This window comes from Peribacillus butanolivorans (assembly GCF_001273755.1).
Lineage (GTDB): Bacteria > Bacillota > Bacilli > Bacillales > DSM-1321 > Peribacillus > Peribacillus butanolivorans.
Genome location: NZ_LGYA01000005.1, coordinates 608461 through 626976, shown reverse-complemented (window position 1 = coordinate 626976; position 18516 = coordinate 608461). Strand labels below are relative to the sequence as shown.

Below are 18516 nucleotides of genomic sequence, written 5' to 3'. Positions count from 1 at the left end.
CCAGACTTTTAAACTCTCTTATGAATCCTTTAAATCAGCTAAGAAATATGAAACTCGGCAACGGTTCGATCCAGCTATACTTCATACTTTAAAGCCCTTGTGTAGCAAGGGTTTTTTCTTTTTGTTCGCCACTCCATTTTGATGTCCTGCTGGTCAGGTTTAAACTACACCTTATTGGTCCAGAAGCATCATGAAAATTCTATTTATTATCACGGTAAATCCATAGAACCAAGCTAGTTTAACGTTTTTAAGGGACAAAAGTAATCCTACTGGAACCAAGAAAATAACTGCTTCCAGTAGCAAATGAATTTGTGCGGATAGTTGTATGCTGGCCTTAGGGGAACCAAATGCCCCCCAAAGGATCGCTATACCAATTGGGATAACAATGCTAAAAAAAACTTTCATGATTCTGGTATTTCCTACTTTGAAACCCCAATAACCGTATACAGCAAGTGCAAAAATTTCTAATAAAAATCGAACGGATAAGTTTACCATTTGCAAGACAGAAAGAAAACTCATTTTAACCTTACACCAGCTCATATTTATCTTTATTTATAACTATAGAATGGATTCCCTCAATATAAGTATTTAGCAGTATAGAAAAACTCTTATCGATATCAATCGGCATCCCAAACCCACCCATTTTTTCAATTGAAGTAAATCCATGTAAAATGCTCCTTAATCCTCTCACCAAGTGAATTGCCATTTCTTCCTTCAAATTATAGGCTTGTAGTACTTGGACAACAAGCTCTACAACTGATTGCTGTGCTTGTTGTAACTCCTTGTCTTCAGAATTTGGAAAACGGGTGGTAGCATCATAAAGTCCTGGATGAATTCTAGCAAATTCAACATATGCCTCACTAAGTGCCCTGATTGCATCATCACCGGAGCGTCCCACTGCTGCTTGAAGCATGTATTCATAAAGTTTTTTAACTCCATTTACTGCTAGTTTCTGTTTTAATCCATTTAGGCCGTCTAAATGGTTATATAACGAAGGGGGGCGTATTTGTAATTCTTCAGCCAACTTGCCTAACGAAAGATGATCAAGGCCGTTTTCATCAACTAGTTCTGTAGCTTTTTGTAAAATGATAGACAAATCTAACCTTATACGTTGAGACATCAATTTTTACCTCCTATTTTCATGATTGAAGTTTTAATTCTGCTTCAACTATTGCTTTGTCAATAGAATTCCCAGGGTGTTCTAGCATCTTCCCATGACCAACAGCAAGTAAACTCGGTTTATAACTTCTTAATTTCTTTGCACTTTCAAGAGCGATAAGTTTATTCCATGTGGCAAAGGCCGGGAACGGAAATAAAGGTTTAATCATTCCAGACACCGCAGTTCCACCTCTAGTTTGTAAGGCATCCCCCACAATTAAACTATGATTCCGGGTGTCAAGAAGAGATATAGAACCAGGGGTATGTCCTGGTGAAAAAATAACCTCCAATGAACCAATACGGTCGCCCTCTTTGAGTAATAAGTCTGGTTGAGTTTGAATATTTTTAGGGACTCCTCCGCGGATTGGAGAGTTTGTTTCATTTTGTAGGAGGGTAGAATCACCAGCCAGTAATAACGCATCCCTAAAAGAAATACTCACTTGTAAATCAGGGATTAACGCTTTAAGCCCGTCTAGTGCACCAACATGATCATCATGTGCGTGGGTAACTATTAATCTTGTTATCGGTTTTCCAATAATCCGCGCCGCATTTATTATACTTTTTGTACTGTAGGGTAAGGCTGCATCTATTAGTGTAAGACTATTCTCTTCCTCTACAAAATAACAGTTCACAGGAAATACACGTGGCATAAAAGATAGTTGATATACTGTACCAACCTTAGTCATTTTCACCTTTAATCAAACTCCCCCCCAAACTAATATAATTAATATTATAACTAATATGATTAGTTTTTCAATAATATTCCATGTTTAAAGTCTTTAAATTATATGAAAATAAGCAATCTACGAATCATCGTAAAAAAACCCTTCTAAGTAAACAATAACGCTCTTTCTTGAGCATGTTTACTTAAAAGGGGTGCGATTTCGTTCTGCTAAAAATGAGGGTTTTTCGATTTTTTTACTAGACTCACCTTAAACAGAAACTTTATGCGTTCCTGTACGAACGAATTCTATGATTTCATCTTTTGATAGTTTGCTAAGGCCTAAATTATCAATTGTCCTTCCAGTTTGCGGGATTCCTCCAACAAGAATTTCGCCTAACGTGATCATCGAATCCATCACTGGTGTTTCTAGTCCAATATGATCGGCTATTGAAGCGAATGTTCGTAAGCCAAAAGGAATATCTTCAGATAAATAACGCGATTGCAAAGAAGTAGGCCCTTTAATCGGTGTCAAACTGCGGCTTCCGTTTAACACTTCCCAAGTTGTTCCTTTTGGACCATACCCTGATGTATGAAGAAGTTCAGCAATTGTCATCAATTCCAAATCAAACCACTTCCCAATTTCTAATCTTTCCTGATCCAATTGTTCCATCACACGAATAACAGATGGGGTCATCCCTTCTTCATAAATATAAAATTCGCCATTTGAGCGCTCAATGCGACCCGCATTTAAAATCGTTCCAGGCGGATGATCGATTGGGTTCATACTGCTCAATCCAGCCTCAAGTACATTGCTCACAGGGGTGATAGATAAAATATCATCAAGCAAAGCCGTTGCCCATTCAGTACGAACGGAAGGAAACACGCCGATTTGCACGTTAATTTTCACATTAACTCTTACTTTTCCAGGACCCTCTAGTCTTGTCGCATATGGAAGGGTATCTGATTCAGCTAGCACAACATCTTCATTTACACCTAAATCTCTCCATATCCTTGCAAATTCTAAAGAACCAAGCGTTCCTGGCAGAAGAACAACTAATTGATCTGATTTCACTTTATCAGCTAATAGATTCGCATAGTCTTTATGTGCAAAAGCCGGGACAGCAACAAGGATAATCTCAGCACCGTTTAATGCTTGGTCTATGTCATTTGTGACCATAGCTATTTCAGCTGTTCCATTTAATATCTCGCCAATACATTCAATACGTTTCGTTTCAAAAACATCCTTCATTGCAAGACTGAATTTCTCCATTTCAAATAGTCGAACTTCATGTCCAGCCAAACTTAAATCAGCCGCTAATGTATGACCTCCATTACCTCCACCTAAAACAGCTACAGATCTTTTCATAACTTTTCCTCCTTCATATCTTTTCGTCTATTTTCCATATCTTCATATTCTATTGAATGAGTAAAAATGACACTGTTCTCTCCGCACAAAATGTTCAGTGATTTCTACGGATACTTTCGTCAGATTTTTCCGTTGATATTTCATAAACTAATTTTTCAGTCTTTTTTTATTTCTTAATGACATCATCTATATAATGTTTTGTACATACAATACCTGTCATAAGGGTAACTACGATTAATAATGATGGAATGAAATAAAGTAGAAAACTATACAACATCATTTTCAAGCATCTCCTTATCCACCTTAATTGCAGAACTTCCTGCATCATTGTTTTTCGTTAATGAATGGGCGATAAAAAAGGTAATGATATTCGCGATAAATCCTGGAACAACCCCAGATAAACCAAAAGGTTCATGTAAGGCAAAGGTCCAAATTAAGGTGATAATCGCCCCCACAACGATTGAGGATAAACCCACTGTTGCATTACGAAAGTTCCACATGATTCCCATCACCAATGGGAATACAACGGTCGGAGCCCAAAGGTAATAAGAATATTCCAAGGCCGCGATTATACTTGGAACATTTAGAGCAAAAATTAAAGAGGCGATACCAACGATTACTGTCAGTATTCTTCCCAACAATAATTCTTGCTTGTCCGAAGTTTTTTTTCTATTAAGAAAAGGATAGATATCTCGCATAAAAGAAACGGTCGTTGAATTTAAAAAGGAGCTGGCTGTGGACATAATGACGGCTAATAATGCAGCAACTGCTAATCCTGTCACACCAACTGGCAAAAGTTCTTTTACAATGGTTGGTAAAGCATTGTCTGTTTGAATCCCAGGGAATAACACATAGGCGACTAAGCCTAATGAAGCTGTGATGAAGAAGAATCCAAAAGAAAAGAATCCGGCAATTATATACCCTTTTCTAGCTGTTTCAGGATCTTTAGACGAAAAAATCCGTTGTGTATAAGGCGGAATCAACGCTTCTCCTAAGAGAAATGTGACGAATAATCCAATAAACGTAGTTATTTCCCAATTACCCAACAAGGTGAAATGAAAATCCGGAACTTTTGCAATTAACGTATCCGTACCGCCCACAGCAAACAATCCAATGATAAGCGAAAGAGGCAATATGACACCGAGCAGTACAAATTGAAGAACATCTGTTTGAATAACGGCCATAACTCCTCCAAAGGACGTATAGAGAATGACCGCACCCATCCCGATTAGAATCCCTACAAGCGGAGGTATATCCAAGATTACTTTAAGCATAGTTCCTAACGCTAATGCTTGTCCCCCTATAATCCCCGTACATAATCCCACTGAGAGAATTCCAGTTACTAATTTCGCTTTTTTCCCGTAGTGTCTTTCCATAATATCTCCAACGGTTTGTGCTCCTTTATAAGCTTTTAACCGCGGGGCAATAAAATAACCAATCAATACACTAGCAATCCCATATGCACAAAATGCAAACATAAAGACATACCCATCTTTATAAACATTTCCCGCCATTCCAGTTGAGGCTCCTCCTCCTAATACGGAAGCCGCCAAACTAGCAAAAAGAATGGAAATTGTAACTTTCTCTCCTGCAACATTATAGTCTTTTACTGTTCGTATGCGTTTACTTGTTTGATATCCAATAACCGCGATGAACGCAAAATAACCTACAACAAAGATCCAATCTAAGTTCTCCATACCCCTTCACCCCTTTTCAAACTAATAACCTAAAACAGTTTCTCCCTCTCTAATTTGAATTATATTGGTTTAGGGTCATTCAAAGCATCGTAATCCCCGCCTAATTATTCATTTATATAAAAGAAGTAGTTTGTGCTAACAGCACAATGCTAATTTCCCTTGTTTTCTGGTTCGAGTATCTGCATTAGTTTCACCGCAATATAAAGTTCCAGGGACTCCCTAAAATTTCGTAAATTCTTTCCTGTAATTTGTTCTATTTTGTTTAATCGATAAAAAAGTGTATTGCGATGGATGTTCAATGCTTTAGACGAATTAATCGGACTCAAGCTAGATTCACACCAAGCTGTGATCGTACGAAATAATTCATCATAATCAGGGTACTGTGTTAATTTCGTAACGGTTTCTTCTACGAAATGATGCGCAGTATTTTTATGAATATAGGATAGTAATTCTTCTAAAACGAAATCTTTTATATAAAAGATTTCTGGGTGATCCGTCATTTTTTTTCCGATTCTCAGCGCCCGCCAAGCAGCATGGTAAGAGTTATTAAGATCAGTCAGACTTCCAATAGTTCCTATTCCAATTGAAGCGTCAATTCCTAACTCCTTTAATGCTGAAATAAGCTGTTTACACTTCTTTTTAATCGTTTCACAGATTTCTTCTTCATGAATTTCACCATCCAACATATGAAACACAACATATTTATCAGACCCTAAGGACACCGTAATATCCTGATTATTCGAAAAGGTTTTTTTTATTTTCGATTCTATGTTTATCTTTAATGATTGAATATATATTTCTGGTGAATCTTTTTTTAACGCTTGATGATGAATTTCACTCGTAATATGATTGAATTGAAAGAGATCGATAACGATCGTAATGCGAGGTGGTTTTAAATCATAACCCAATTCCCTTCCTCGAGTTAGCAATAGCATTTCATCACTATGGTTGGGGTCAAAAGCGGCAATTTCCTGAACAAGGCTCTGTAAAGCCCTTTCACGTAGAAGGGAAGATTTATTGATGATTTCCTCACGCAATAAAATTTCAGCATACTTTTTAGCTAACATCCCAAACTTTGCTACTTCATTAGGATATCCTGTGATGCCTAATGTACCTACATATTCCCCTGATAGTTCAATTGGGATTGTTATTCCAGGTTTTACCCCCTTCAATGTACTTGATACTATTTCATTATGGGTCATTTCCTTACGACGAAAAATGGCTCCAAGAGAAGCTTGATGCAATGTGCCAATTCTTGATTGATCACTTGAACCAAGCACTATTCCATGTTTATCTGTAATCAGCACTTCATGGCCAATTACTTCACTGGTTATGTTCGCAATTTCTTGAGCTAGCTTTTCTAACATAATATCCCTACCTTAATTTTCCACTGAATTTTTTTTCTTTTTGGAGATTACACTCCCTTTACCAAGTTCCCCAATTTAACAGAAACTAAAAAAACCAGCTCTCATTAAACTTGAACTGGTTTGTGATGAACAATGATTTATTTTTTACATAATAAAATTAAATCCAGGAATATTCAAGACACATTTTCCTTGTCTCTAACATATTCATGCTCCCAAAAATCAGCATTTTTAATCCCCAACGATTTTGGATCGAAAACGGGATCCAAACCTTTTTTCTTCTGCTTTTCGTAATCTTTTAAAGTTATCAAGGCTGGCTTAGCAAGAATTAAAATGGCAATAACATTGAGCCAAACCATAATCCCTAATCCCGCATCACCTAACGCCCAAGCCAACTCTGCTGTTCGAACAGTTCCATAAAAACTAGCCGCAAGTATGACAAGTTTTAATGTAAACATAGCCCATTTACTATTACGATTACGCATTAAATAGGCGATATTTGTCTCTGCAATATAATAATACGCCATGATCGTTGTAAAGGCGAAGAAGAAAAGAGCAACAGCAACAAACCCAGCTCCAAAGCCTGGTATAACACTATCAATTGCCGCTTGTGTATACCCAGGACCAGGTGTTACTTTTCCTAAATTATTGACAATATATGAACCATTTTCTGCTTGTGTATTATACATGCCTGTGAATAAAATCATAAATGCTGTAGCAGAACAAACGAACAATGTGTCAATATAAACAGAAAATGCTTGGACAAGACCCTGCTTTGCTGGATGTGATACTTCAGCTGCAGCGGCCGGATGAGGGCCTGTACCTTGACCTGCTTCGTTTGAATAAACCCCACGTTTTACTCCCCAGGCTATCGCCATACCAATAAGCCCACCAAATGCAGAATCCATCCCGAAAGCACTTCTAAATATTAATGAGATAACATTGGGTAATTCAGTAACGTTGAAAAGAATGATTACAACTGATAATAAAATATAACCAAGAGCCATAAATGGAACAATTAATTGAGCAGCATTAGCTATCCGTTTTACTCCACCGAATATAATAAATCCTAGTAGAAGGACGACTATTATTCCGGTGATTGCCGGTTGAATGCCAAATGCGTTTTCTACTCCTGCAGCAATTGAATTAGACTGAACACCAGGCATAAGAACTGCCATAGCTATTAGTGCAGCGAATGCAAAAAGAACAGCAAACCACTTCCAACCTATTCCTTTTTCAATATAATACGCGGGACCACCTCGATATTGACCGTCTTGTTTGACTTTGTAAATCTGAGCTAAGGTAGATTCTACAAATGCACTAGATGCTCCAATAAAGGCTATGGCCCACATCCAAAAAACTGCACCTGGACCACCAAAAGCGATAGCTGTTGCTACTCCCGCAATATTACCTGTACCGACCCGACCCGAGAGCGCAATTGATAGAGCCTGGAATGAAGAAACCCCTGCTTCTGAACTTTTACCTTGGAACATTAAAATGATCATTTCTTTAATATGCCGTACCTGTAGAAACCGGGTTAAAATTGAAAATAATAGCCCTACTGCCAATAAACTATAAATGACTGGTGTACTCCATAAAACTCCATTTAAAGCAGTAATAAAATCCGACAAATAAACTCCCCCTTTATATAATTTGAAAATTCAAATAATATTACTTAAATAATTATATTTCATCTTAATCATATAAACAATATTAAATATGTAAGAAAACCTAACATTATTAAAGTAGAAATGGATTATCGTGATTGTTCTATTTGCAAGCATTCTATCATTGAATATGTAAAAGATGAGCCGCATTGCCACTCATCTTTTACTCACACATCTATAATTCGAATAAAATCATGGAAAATAAGATAAACGCCAGCAAAGCCGCTGGCGTTTAATCGTTTCAGGTATAAGTTAAGATACTTTAATAGCACCATGTATTTCTTGTTCCAATTGGTTTGTTCTTTCCGTTTTTGTTGATTCCGTCCAGCCAAAATATTCAGCCATATATTTAATTACTGCACTTTTATGTGTTTGGACTAAATCAATATCAAATAATAGGGTGCCGGTTCTGCGGAAGAAGAAATCAACCGGAGTTGCGGCCATTTCATGATCTAATGCGTATTGCAGCTGTACGAACAACTTCTGTGGGAGGCCAGTGCGAGTTTCCACGTCCCCTTCACTTTTTGCGATATTGAACAAAACAGCCGCGTTTGATCCGTACATAGCCAATAATTCTTTGGAATCCTTAGCAGTGAGTCCTGAGTCAACCCCTATTTGAATATGTGTCTGGATATAATCAGAGAAATTGCTTGATCCTCCGACATCCCCTCCAGAAATCGGCATTTTTTTGGTACTGCTATTAGGGTAAGATCTATTTGATTGCTGGGAAAGCTTCCCGGCTACAAGGTCAACTGTCGTTTTTGCCATTTTGCGATATCCCGTTAATTTTCCTCCGGCAATCGTGATAAGACCCGAATCGGACTCCCAAATTTCATCTTTTCTTGAAATTTCAGAAGGGTCTTTACCTTCTTCTAGAATTAACGGTCTCACTCCAGCCCAGCTTGATTCGATATCTTCATTCGAAACTTTCACTTCTGGAAACATATAATCAATCGCCTTTAATAAATAGGTACGGTCTTCTGATGTAACGGTAGGGACTGCAGGATCGCCATCATAAAAGGTGTCTGTAGTTCCGACGTATGCCTTACCGGCTCGCGGAATAGCAAAGATCATCCGGCCATCGGGCGTATCAAAGTAAAGCGCCTGCTTCAAAGGAAATTTCGATTGGTCGATTACGACATGAACACCCTTTGATAACTTCAGCGTTTTCCCTTTTTTCGATTGGTCTTTTTCACGGATCGAATCAACCCATGGACCTGCGGCATTGATAACTTTGTCTGCATATATTTCATACTGATTACCTGATAGTAAATCATTGACCAGGACGCCTATTACCTTGCCATTTTCATACAACAATTTTTCTACCTTTGTATAATTTATCGGTGTCGCGCCTTTATCCACAGCCGCCTTCATCACTTCAATCGTCAGGCGTGCATCATCTGTACGGTATTCAACATAATGGCCTCCGCCTTTAAGTCCTTCTTTCTTTACAAGGGGTTCCATTTTCAGTGTTTCACTAACCGATAGCATTTTCCTTCGTTCACTTTTTTTGACGCCTGCTAGAAAATCATAGACTCGGAGTCCGATGGATGTACTGAATTTTCCAAATGTGCCGCCTTTATGCATTGGGAGCAGCATTCTTTCCGGTGTAGTCACATGTGGCCCATTTTCATAAACGATCTCTCTCTCTTTTCCAACCTCAGCAACCATTTTTATTTCAAATTGCTTTAGATACCGCAAACCACCATGGACAAGCTTTGTTGAACGGCTTGATGTTCCTGCAGCAAAGTCCTGCATTTCCACCAATGCCACTTTCATTCCTCGAGTCGTTGCATCCAGGGAAATCCCTGCACCTGTAATTCCTCCGCCAATGACTAACACATCAAATTTTTCTTTTTTCAGAAGCTCAATTGTTTCTTCTCGATATATATTTGAAAACCTCATGCCTAACTCCTCCTTTGAGTGATACCTGCTTTTGTCGAGTAGTTGTTGGTTCTTGTATTTAAATAAGTTAATTTGTTCTCATAGTTTTCCATTCATATAGATATTAATTACCCTAATCTGCCAATAAAAACAAAAAAAGAGACCATAAATGCACATTATCGAATTCTCGATAACGCATTCATGGTCTCTCCTGTTCTCCGGCCGATTTATTAACTTGATTTTAGTATATCATACTCTAACTCATATTAGAAAGACTTCGCTTTGTTTTTATTTAACAGTTCAACTAAAGGGGCAGATTAGCTGAAGTAAAAACAAGGAAAGATGATTCCTATCTTATGCCGTATAAGACATATTATGTGCAACAATAAGAGTGAATTATTATCAAATTCACTCTTGAAAAATTATTTATCTTTTTATCGGGCGTTCTAGAGTTAATATTTCATCTTCAAGTGAAGAAAATTGCTGTTCCACTACATGTTTAACATCTAAGACAGCAGCGTTATAGAAATGAGGAGCAAGTGACTCCTTAACGAAATCTAATACTCTTTCTGCAGCAAATTCGGTTATTTCTTCATCTCTTTCTTGTGAAAAAAAGTATTGAATGTCAGAAATCATTAATTGCTGTTGGTCTTTTGTAAGTTTTATAAACAAGTAAAACACTCCCTAATAAAATATATTACAGCTAACTATACATGTGAAATTCAGTAAATCACAGGCTATATTTTCATAAAATATTATGTACAAGTAGGAGTGGTAAAAACCCTTTATTAAGGGTATTTGAAACTAGATTTAATGCAGATGAGCATACCTCGACATTGTTTGGTTTAGGTTTTCTCGAATTAATTCTTTTATCATACCCGTTTATTTTTATTGGATTATCAGTTTTATTAGGAACAAAAGAAGAGCGAATTTAAACGTGATTTTAGTTAATAAAAATAGAATTTAAGGGGCGGGCGTTAGTTGAAGAAGATGAATACTTATAATAAAGTCATTTAATTTTATAGCCATCAATCAAGAAAACCGATACTACTGATGTAGAATCGGTTTTCTTAAGTTCTGTAATTTAGTTGGAAAGTGGTACTACAGAGTAAAAACCTTAACTATAAAGTTGTTTAATCATTCTTTCACTAACGCCCCAAACTGTTAAATAATCTTCTAAATTACTGAAATTTAATACAAACGTCATATAGCTGTACATGTAATAAATCACCTAAATTAAAAATCATGCACGGTTACACAAAGTTGGATAATTACTCCAAACGGATCTCGCACAATGGCATATCCTGGACTAAAAGCATTGGGTTCATATGGTACTAAAATGGCCACCTTTTCATGTTGAATAAGCGAGTCATAGAGATCTTTAATTACAATCTTATCTTGAGACTGAATACATAAAGATGAACTATTACCTAATTGCCAAGGTTGTGTATTGTCCATTTCTTTCTCCGCAAGCATAAGCTTATTCGCACCGATTTGCAAAACAGAATGTGTAATATACTCATCTTGACCTTCTCCATAAATAAAATTAGGATTCATTTCCTTCATCTCTTTATAATTTTTCTTAAAAAGAACGGTCGCCCCTAAATATTCCTCATAAAACTCAATTGCAGCTGCACCTTTACCATTCATCGATAGAAAGGGAATTACTTCAAAATTCATTTTATTGCCTCCTCAACAATTATTTATTACACTTACAAGTATATAAAATAAAGGTGACAAAAAACGGCACCATTAAGAGGTCATTTTATGAAAAAATCAGAACGCTTAAATCAAATGCTGCGTTTTATCAATCAAAAACAACAGTTTACGCTCCAAGATTTAATGCAAGAATTTCATATTTCTAAAAGAACTGCATTACGAGACATTTCTTCACTAGAGGAAATTGGCGCACCAATTTATGCAGAATATGGTCGGTATGGAGGTTATCATTTACTTAATCAAATGACACTCCCCCCCATTTCTTTTAACAGTCAAGAAATTTATGCACTTTATTTTGCAATGCAGGCACTACGCAGCTTTTCAAATCTACCTTTTCAAGTATCGCTTCATTCTATTCATGAGAAATTTATAAACGCGTTAGCAGAAAAACAACGTCAGCATATAGAGAGAATTCAAGACCGGGTAACCTTTCGACACACGGAGCAAATCAAAGAAAGCGCACATTTAGAAACTTTATTACTTGCTGCCATTAAAAATGAAGTATTAAAAATCAGTTATCAATCAATGCATCAAGAAAGCACTCGTAGCATTCAGCCAATCGCTATTTATGCAATGAAAGGCTATTGGTATTGTCAGGCTTATGATGTAACGAAAAAAGCTTATCGAGTATTCCGGTGTGATCGTATTACAACAGTGGAAATAACGAACATCGAACCATTAATTGACTTAAAGGAGATTAATGTTCACAATGCACATTCACTCTGGAAACCATCTGAAAAGGCAATTCAATTCAAATGTCTAATAAATCAAGAAGGGGTTGAGCATTTTCAACAGCAACATTTCCCATCTATGAAGTTAATCAACGAGAGTGAAAGTACCTATATTGTTGGTTCGTATGAGCCAAATGAGCTTGAGTTTATAGTTAACTATATTGCTAGCTTTGGTAAGTCCATAAAAATAGTAGAACCTAATATATTAAGAGAACTTTTAAGAAAGTATTATATAGATTTACTAGATAATTTATAGAAGGCTAGTTTGTAAATTATTTCTCTTATTTAAAGACTTTATTATGGTAATCTGCCCGATAATTGAACAACATATTTAAAGCATTTTATTAAGTTTCAAATGACTTTATTGTAAATTTAACAACAAAAAGACCACTATATAAGTGGCCTTCTTTATTTGTTAAATTTAGTGTTTATCAGAACCTTTATTTAAAAGCCATTGCTGCTTGAACAGCTTTTTTCCATCCGTCATATAATTTTTCACTTTCCTGCTCATCCATGGATGGATTAAAGGTTTTGTCTATTGCCCACTGCTGAGCGATTTCCTCTTGGTCCTTCCAATAGCCAACAGCTAGTCCAGCCAAATACGCTGCACCGAGTGCTGTCGTTTCGTTTATAGTCGGCCTTTCAACAGGGACACGTAGTAGATCGCTTTGGAATTGCATTAAGAAGTCGTTCTTAACTGCACCGCCGTCCACTCTCAATGTCTTCAGCTCAATACCTGAATCCGCCTCCATGGCATCGAGTACATCCTTCGTTTGATATGCAAGCGATTCAAGGGTAGCACGGACAAAATGCTCTTTAGATGTTCCACGAGTTAAGCCAAAAACTGCACCTCGGACATCGCTGTCCCAATATGGAGTCCCAAGCCCTACAAACGCAGGAACAACATAAACTCCATCAGTACTTTCTACACGTTTTGCATAGGCTTCACTGTCCTCGGCATTTTTTAGCATCCGTAAGCCATCACGCAGCCATTGAATCGCTGATCCTGCTACAAATATGCTGCCTTCTAGTGCATATTCAACCTTGCCATTCAATCCCCAAGCAAGAGTTGTCAATAACCCGTGCTCGGAACTGACAGCCTTTTCACCCGTATTCATAAGCATGAAACAACCTGTTCCATACGTATTTTTAGCCATTCCTTCATTAAAACAAGCTTGGCCAAATAATGCCGCCTGTTGGTCACCCGCTGCTCCTGCAATTGGAATCGACTGGCCGAAGAAGTGATATTCGATCGTATGGGCATACACTTCGGAAGAAGGTCTAACCTCTGGTAGCATCGATTTTGGAACAGTCAATATCTCTAGAAGCTCCTCATCCCATTTCAGATCATGAATATTATACATTAATGTCCGCGAAGCATTAGAATAGTCTGTTACATGGGCCTTGCCTCCTGATAGCTTCCAAATCAGCCAGGTATCAATGGTTCCGAATAACAACTTGCCTTCATCTGCTTTTTGTCGAGCTCCTTCCACATTATCGAGGATCCACTTCACTTTTGTACCGGAAAAATAGGCGTCTATTAACAATCCTGTTTTTTCTCGGAACAGATCATTAAGACCTCTTCCTTTCAATTCATCACAAATTTCGCTAGTTTGTCTGGACTGCCATACTATCGCATTATACACAGGGGTTCCTGTTTCTTTATCCCAAACGACTGTCGTTTCACGCTGATTAGTGATTCCAATACCAGCAATTTGCTCAGGCTTTACACTAGATTCCGATAGTACACCAGCAATCACTGCTAAAATTGATCCCCAAATCTCATTGGCGTTATGCTCTACCCAGCCTGGCTTAGGGAAATGCTGTGTGAATTCCTTTTGGGCCGAGTGGACGATCTCGCCCTTTTCGTTAAACAAAATCGCCCGTGAACTAGTTGTTCCTTGATCCAATGATAAGATATATTTTTCCATAATGTGTTTCCCCCCTTTTTAATTTAACTAGCAATGTTGCTAGTTTCTAACTCACGCGACTGCTTTTTTCCAAAAGTATATGCTAATACCAATATTATTAGGCTTGCTCCTAAAACAGTCCAAAAGACTGTCGTCAATTCACCTAAAAAGACCGCTTTATAGAAGACAGCTCCAAGTGCTCCACCGACAATCGGGCCAACAACCGGAATCCAAGCATAGCCCCAATTCGAATTTCCCTTACCCGGTATTGGCAGCAGGAAGTGAGCAATACGAGGTCCAAGATCACGTGCAGGGTTTATGGCGTAGCCTGTTGTTCCTCCGAGCGACATCCCGATAACAACAATCAATAAACCGACAGCAAATGGGTTCAGACCTTCTGTAAACTTGCCTGCTCCAATAAATAATAAGCCAAGAACAAGGATGAATGTACCAATCATTTCACTTAATAGATTTGAAAAAGTATGTGGGATAGCTGGTGAGGTTGCAAACACACCAAGCTTTGTACCTGGATCCTCCGTAGCTTTCCAGTGAGGCAAATAATGCAGGAATACAAGAGTCGCACCTATAATTGCCCCTATCATTTGCGCCACAATGTACCCTGGCACATCAGCCCAAGGAAAATCTCCATTGATAGCTAATGCTACTGTAACAGCCGGGTTTAAATGTGCTCCGCTTATGGAACCCACTGCAAAGACACCCATTGTAACAGCTAGTCCCCATGCAATCGTGATGACAATCCAGCCTGCATCTTTGGCATAAGATCCCTTTAAGGAAGATCCTGCCCCAATACCTGCACCAAATAAAATTAAAATCATTGTGCCTACTACTTCTCCCCAAAATGGAGTCATACATAACTCCTCCTCTTATAGAATGATGCCTTACCAACAAATAAAAGGAGATTCACAGCAGAACTTTCCTCAAAAAATGAGTATGTCTGGTGTGAATCTCCTAATCTCCGTCACATGTATTAACTTGTAATGTAAATATACTAGGTAGTGAAAACGCTGTCAATTAATTTATATAAAAATAAATGATTTTTTCTGTATTTTTTTTCCTCTATCACACATCAACTCCTATCTAAATTAAAACATCTCCCATAATTCAGTTTTTGAAGTCGTGATTGACGAAGCTCCTGCCTCAAGGGCATTCAAGACTTCATCTGAAGAACGTATGAGCCCACCAGCAAAGATAGGAGTTTGTAAGCGTTCCTTTACCTCTTTAATCATCCAAGGCATTGCGCCAGGCAAAACTTCGATATAATCAGGCTTTGTTTTCTGTACCAGCTTATAACTTTTCTCTAACGCATGTGAGTCAATTAAAAAGATTCGTTGAATGGCAATAACACCCTTTTGCTTCGCTTTCAAAATCACGCTGGATTTTGTTGAAATCAGGCCATATGGGCAATACTCCTGACAAATAAATTCTGTAGCGTATTCATCACTTTTAATACCATGAATTAAATCGACATGATAAATCATTTTCTTATTATGCTGCTTTGCCATTAAGCTTACATTTTTCAATTGTGATATATGCAAATCAAGAAACACACCTATTTCATAGGAACTTTCTAGAAATCTTTCGAAATCCTTCATGCTTGCCGAAGCAGGCAAAATTTTCTGGTCCATTCATTTTCCCCCTTATCTACCGGAAAAACTCAAAACTTTTAGTTATTTAGTATATTTTAAAGAGCTTGGTTTATCAAACACAATTTTTCTTATTGAAGAATCGTCCTTTACCATATCCTTACACTAACATACCTGGTATCCCCTTTAAAATAGTACAGGTAAGAATGCTATGTAAATATTTCCTTCATTGCTTACCCTTTCTTCGATTCATCATAATGAAAGTTTAATTTTTAATGCACCTTCCGCCAACTCATACGATTTAATAGTGCCCACGGGTATTCTTTTCACGATGTTCCAAGCATTAAAATTCATTTTGATCATTCTATTTTCAAATTCAAAAAATGGCGGTCTGTTAAATATCTTTTGGTTAATAAAATTCCTATCAATAGGCTTCATTTCTACTAATTCAAATGAAATCGTTCTTTTTTCCACGTGAACCGGTTTTAATGTAATACGGAAAGGCACGTTTTTCTTAAACATCATTTTTTTCACTTCCGTCGTTCCGAAAAGCACTATATGTTTTGGCGTAATCTCGACTTTAACATCCTGCTCACCTGATTTCATCTTTATAAATCGCTCTAGCATAGACGCAGTTAACGTTATCGGTAAACCATTCCCGAAAATATTAGATGGATTGAACGTATTCATCGTGGTTTCCCCCTCCAACTTAACTTACAGGTAACTTCATTCCATATGGAACGTCAGTTATAGCATATGCCGTCTTCACGAATGTAGTTAACCCTTCATAACATGCAAGGTCTACTACTTATTTCGTCCTTCATCCCACTTAATTCGACCTTTCTCCGCTTTATTCGACCTTCCTCCGAATAAATCGACCTTTCTCCACTTATTTCGACCTTCCTACGATTAATTCGTCCTTCATCCCACTTAATTCGACCTTCATCCGATTAATTCGTCCTTCATCCCACTTAATTCGACCTTCCTTCTACTTATTTCGTCCTTCCTTCTACTTATTTCGTCCTTCCTCCGATTAATTCGTCCTTCATCCCACTTAATTCGACCTTCCTCCTACTTATTTCGTCCTTCCTCCACTTAATTCGACCTTCCTCCGATTAATTCGTCCTTCATCCCACTTATTTCGTCCTTCATCCGATTAATTCGTCCTTCATCCCACTTATTTCGTCCTTCATCCCACTTATTTCGTCCTTCCTCCATTTAGTTCGGCCTCATAAATGTTGCAGCACTATGAGTACAGGAGTATTTACGTCGTTGCAGCGAAGATCGAATTCAAAAAAATTAGGCTATCTCTCTCCAAAAAGATTTTGGAAAAGTGACAGCCTTTAAATATATATATCATTTTAGCTAGGTCCGTTTCTTTATTTAGCGATTAAAGGTGCGGAGAACTTCTTCATTGCTTTGTCCTGGCTTCAGCCCTGCATGTTTATAATCAGGGGTAAAAACCGATGTTTTGATTGGACAGGCAATTTGCTTCTGGATGCTTCCTTTTCCGTCAGGTATTTCAACAATCATGCCCCGCTCCTTAAGCTGGGGATGATTGGTCGCTTCGGTAAAGGTCAGTACTGGTTCTACACAAGCCTCAGAATCAGCAAATATTTCTTTCCATTCATCAAAGTTCTTTTCAAGAAAAGCACGTTGGACAGCTGTTTTAAATCTACTTCCACTCTCAGCATCTCTACTCAAGCTTAGTTCATACAATTCGGGCTTGAGGATTGCTACACACAGAGCTTTACGGAATGGAGGCTCCAGGCTTCCTACCGAAAAATAACGACCATCTTTCGTTTCGTAAAAGTCATAAAATGACCCTCCGTTTAATATCAATTTCTCTGGCTCAAGCTCCATGCCCCCTTGTAAATTCAGAGGTGCGGATATGGCATTTAAAGCGAAACTGCAGTCGGTCATGCTGATGTCGATGTATTGGCCTTCCCCCGTTCTGTCTCTATAAATGACTGCGGACAAAATACCGATAATAGCATGCAATGACCCTCCTGCAAGATCAGCTATTTGCGTTCCGTTCTTTGCTGGGCCGTCTTTTTGCGTACCGGAATAGCCTGATAATCCTGCAATCGAAATATAATTGATATCATGACCCGGGCGGTCTTTGTAGGGACCGGTTTGGCCAAATCCTGTGATTGAACAATAAATTAACTTCGGATTGATTTGTTTTAATACCTCGTACCCCAGCCCTAAGCGCTCCATGACACCTGGCCGGAATTGTTCAAGGACGATATCGTATTCTTTCACTAAATTTTTTACGGCTTCGATGGACTCCGACTGTTTTAAATCAAGGGTAATCGATTGCTTTGATCTGTTAAGATATTGATTCACACCCCATGAATCCCCTGCTGCCGGCCTTTCTACCTTCAAAACATCTGCTCCTAAATCAGCTAGCATCAAAGTGGCAAATGGTCCGGGCAGTAGCGTTGAAAAGTCTAATACTTTCAAATTAGTTAATAGAGTCATAAGCGCGCACCCTCCTTTTCTAGCGATTAGATACTTCAAACGGTTAAAGTCTGGCTTTCTCTTCTCAAAGATGGTAGTTACCCCGTCGTACTAGCATGCATTCCTTTACTTTTTTAAAAAAATTTGAAAGAGATTAGAATGATACATAGAGTCCCCTTTAGCTAATTTTATAGAAAAACACACATAGAGATTACGTTTATCATATAACATCCACCTTTAAATTTGTATTAATTTCCATTTATCATAAATTAAAAAGCCAGGAATCCGG

The 18516-nt window shown here is 37.8% G+C and carries 17 protein-coding genes; 1 reads left to right on the top strand and 16 read right to left on the bottom strand.

Features of this window, described 5'->3' with window-relative positions:
- Positions 1-171 precede the first annotated feature (171 nt).
- The 10 genes from AKG34_RS25005 to AKG34_RS24960 all read right to left on the bottom strand — a co-directional run bounded on the left by AKG34_RS25005 (position 172) and on the right by AKG34_RS24960 (position 11480).
- On the bottom strand, positions 172-519 hold the full coding sequence (locus AKG34_RS25005) for a YrdB family protein (RefSeq protein WP_053348833.1): 348 nt from the start codon (positions 517-519) through the stop codon (positions 172-174).
- Positions 520-526: 7 nt separating this feature from the next.
- Positions 527-1120, bottom strand: a complete 594-nt coding sequence (locus tag AKG34_RS25000) for a TetR/AcrR family transcriptional regulator (RefSeq protein ID WP_053348832.1) — start codon at positions 1118-1120, stop codon at positions 527-529.
- A gap of 19 nt (positions 1121-1139) precedes the next feature.
- Positions 1140-1844: an MBL fold metallo-hydrolase gene (locus AKG34_RS24995; RefSeq protein ID WP_152952413.1), complete on the bottom strand. Its 705-nt coding sequence runs from the start codon at positions 1842-1844 to the stop codon at positions 1140-1142.
- Between the two features lie 246 nt (positions 1845-2090).
- Complete coding sequence (locus AKG34_RS24990) at positions 2091-3188, bottom strand: NAD/NADP-dependent octopine/nopaline dehydrogenase family protein (RefSeq protein ID WP_053348830.1); 1098 nt, start codon at positions 3186-3188, stop codon at positions 2091-2093.
- A gap of 266 nt (positions 3189-3454) precedes the next feature.
- On the bottom strand, positions 3455-4885 hold the full coding sequence (locus tag AKG34_RS24985) for a sodium:solute symporter family protein (protein WP_053348829.1): 1431 nt from the start codon (positions 4883-4885) through the stop codon (positions 3455-3457).
- 149 nt (positions 4886-5034) lie between these two features.
- A complete protein-coding gene (locus AKG34_RS24980) occupies positions 5035-6252 on the bottom strand; it encodes a CdaR family transcriptional regulator (RefSeq protein ID WP_053348828.1) in 1218 nt (405 codons plus the stop codon).
- 173 nt (positions 6253-6425) lie between these two features.
- Positions 6426-7880 carry an alanine/glycine:cation symporter family protein gene (locus AKG34_RS24975; RefSeq protein WP_053348827.1) on the bottom strand — a complete coding sequence of 485 codons (1455 nt, stop codon included), beginning with the start codon at positions 7878-7880 and terminating at the stop codon, positions 6426-6428.
- A gap of 288 nt (positions 7881-8168) precedes the next feature.
- Entirely contained in the window at positions 8169-9821 is a 1653-nt protein-coding gene (locus AKG34_RS24970; RefSeq protein ID WP_053348826.1) for a glycerol-3-phosphate dehydrogenase/oxidase, read from the bottom strand.
- 405 nt (positions 9822-10226) lie between these two features.
- Positions 10227-10472, bottom strand: a complete 246-nt coding sequence (locus AKG34_RS24965; protein ID WP_053348825.1) for a DUF2164 domain-containing protein — start codon at positions 10470-10472, stop codon at positions 10227-10229.
- A gap of 564 nt (positions 10473-11036) precedes the next feature.
- On the bottom strand, positions 11037-11480 hold the full coding sequence (locus AKG34_RS24960; protein WP_053348824.1) for a VOC family protein: 444 nt from the start codon (positions 11478-11480) through the stop codon (positions 11037-11039).
- 87 nt (positions 11481-11567) lie between these two features.
- On the opposite strand from AKG34_RS24960, the gene AKG34_RS24955 reads away from it, so the two are divergent.
- Positions 11568-12506, top strand: coding sequence for a helix-turn-helix transcriptional regulator (locus AKG34_RS24955; protein WP_053348823.1), 939 nt, complete (start codon positions 11568-11570; stop codon positions 12504-12506).
- 184 nt (positions 12507-12690) lie between these two features.
- Here AKG34_RS24955 and glpK read toward each other — a convergent pair whose 3' ends face one another.
- From glpK to AKG34_RS24930, 6 genes are all read right to left on the bottom strand, one after another.
- The gene (gene glpK / locus AKG34_RS24950) at positions 12691-14181 is read right to left on the bottom strand and encodes a glycerol kinase GlpK (RefSeq protein WP_053348822.1); all 1491 of its coding nucleotides are present in this window, start codon (positions 14179-14181) and stop codon (positions 12691-12693) included.
- A 23-nt stretch (positions 14182-14204) separates the two neighbouring features.
- Positions 14205-15029, bottom strand: coding sequence for an MIP/aquaporin family protein (locus AKG34_RS24945; RefSeq protein ID WP_053348821.1), 825 nt, complete (start codon positions 15027-15029; stop codon positions 14205-14207).
- Between the two features lie 234 nt (positions 15030-15263).
- Positions 15264-15806: a glycerol-3-phosphate responsive antiterminator gene (locus AKG34_RS24940; RefSeq protein ID WP_053348820.1), complete on the bottom strand. Its 543-nt coding sequence runs from the start codon at positions 15804-15806 to the stop codon at positions 15264-15266.
- Between the two features lie 210 nt (positions 15807-16016).
- Entirely contained in the window at positions 16017-16454 is a 438-nt protein-coding gene (locus AKG34_RS24935; protein WP_053348819.1) for a hypothetical protein, read from the bottom strand.
- Positions 16455-16859: 405 nt separating this feature from the next.
- Positions 16860-16982, bottom strand: a complete 123-nt coding sequence (locus AKG34_RS29390; protein ID WP_269083775.1) for a hypothetical protein — start codon at positions 16980-16982, stop codon at positions 16860-16862.
- 165 nt (positions 16983-17147) lie between these two features.
- Positions 17148-18248: a CaiB/BaiF CoA transferase family protein gene (locus AKG34_RS24930; protein ID WP_053348818.1), complete on the bottom strand. Its 1101-nt coding sequence runs from the start codon at positions 18246-18248 to the stop codon at positions 17148-17150.
- Positions 18249-18516 lie beyond the last annotated feature (268 nt).

Coding starts and splice junctions, on each gene's coding strand:
- AKG34_RS25005 (WP_053348833.1), bottom strand. CDS start 519: ATGAGTTTTCTTTCTGTCTTGCAAATGGTAAACTTATCCGTTCGATTT.
- AKG34_RS25000 (WP_053348832.1), bottom strand. CDS start 1,120: ATGTCTCAACGTATAAGGTTAGATTTGTCTATCATTTTACAAAAAGCT.
- AKG34_RS24995 (WP_152952413.1), bottom strand. CDS start 1,844: ATGACTAAGGTTGGTACAGTATATCAACTATCTTTTATGCCACGTGTA.
- AKG34_RS24990 (WP_053348830.1), bottom strand. CDS start 3,188: ATGAAAAGATCTGTAGCTGTTTTAGGTGGAGGTAATGGAGGTCATACA.
- AKG34_RS24985 (WP_053348829.1), bottom strand. CDS start 4,885: ATGGAGAACTTAGATTGGATCTTTGTTGTAGGTTATTTTGCGTTCATC.
- AKG34_RS24980 (WP_053348828.1), bottom strand. CDS start 6,252: ATGTTAGAAAAGCTAGCTCAAGAAATTGCGAACATAACCAGTGAAGTA.
- AKG34_RS24970 (WP_053348826.1), bottom strand. CDS start 9,821: ATGAGGTTTTCAAATATATATCGAGAAGAAACAATTGAGCTTCTGAAA.
- AKG34_RS24960 (WP_053348824.1), bottom strand. CDS start 11,480: ATGAATTTTGAAGTAATTCCCTTTCTATCGATGAATGGTAAAGGTGCA.
- AKG34_RS24955 (WP_053348823.1), top strand. CDS start 11,568: ATGAAAAAATCAGAACGCTTAAATCAAATGCTGCGTTTTATCAATCAA.
- glpK (WP_053348822.1), bottom strand. CDS start 14,181: ATGGAAAAATATATCTTATCATTGGATCAAGGAACAACTAGTTCACGG.
- AKG34_RS24945 (WP_053348821.1), bottom strand. CDS start 15,029: ATGACTCCATTTTGGGGAGAAGTAGTAGGCACAATGATTTTAATTTTA.
- AKG34_RS24940 (WP_053348820.1), bottom strand. CDS start 15,806: ATGGACCAGAAAATTTTGCCTGCTTCGGCAAGCATGAAGGATTTCGAA.
- AKG34_RS24935 (WP_053348819.1), bottom strand. CDS start 16,454: ATGAATACGTTCAATCCATCTAATATTTTCGGGAATGGTTTACCGATA.
- AKG34_RS29390 (WP_269083775.1), bottom strand. CDS start 16,982: ATGGAGGAAGGACGAAATAAGTGGGATGAAGGACGAAATAAGTGGGAT.
- AKG34_RS24930 (WP_053348818.1), bottom strand. CDS start 18,248: ATGACTCTATTAACTAATTTGAAAGTATTAGACTTTTCAACGCTACTG.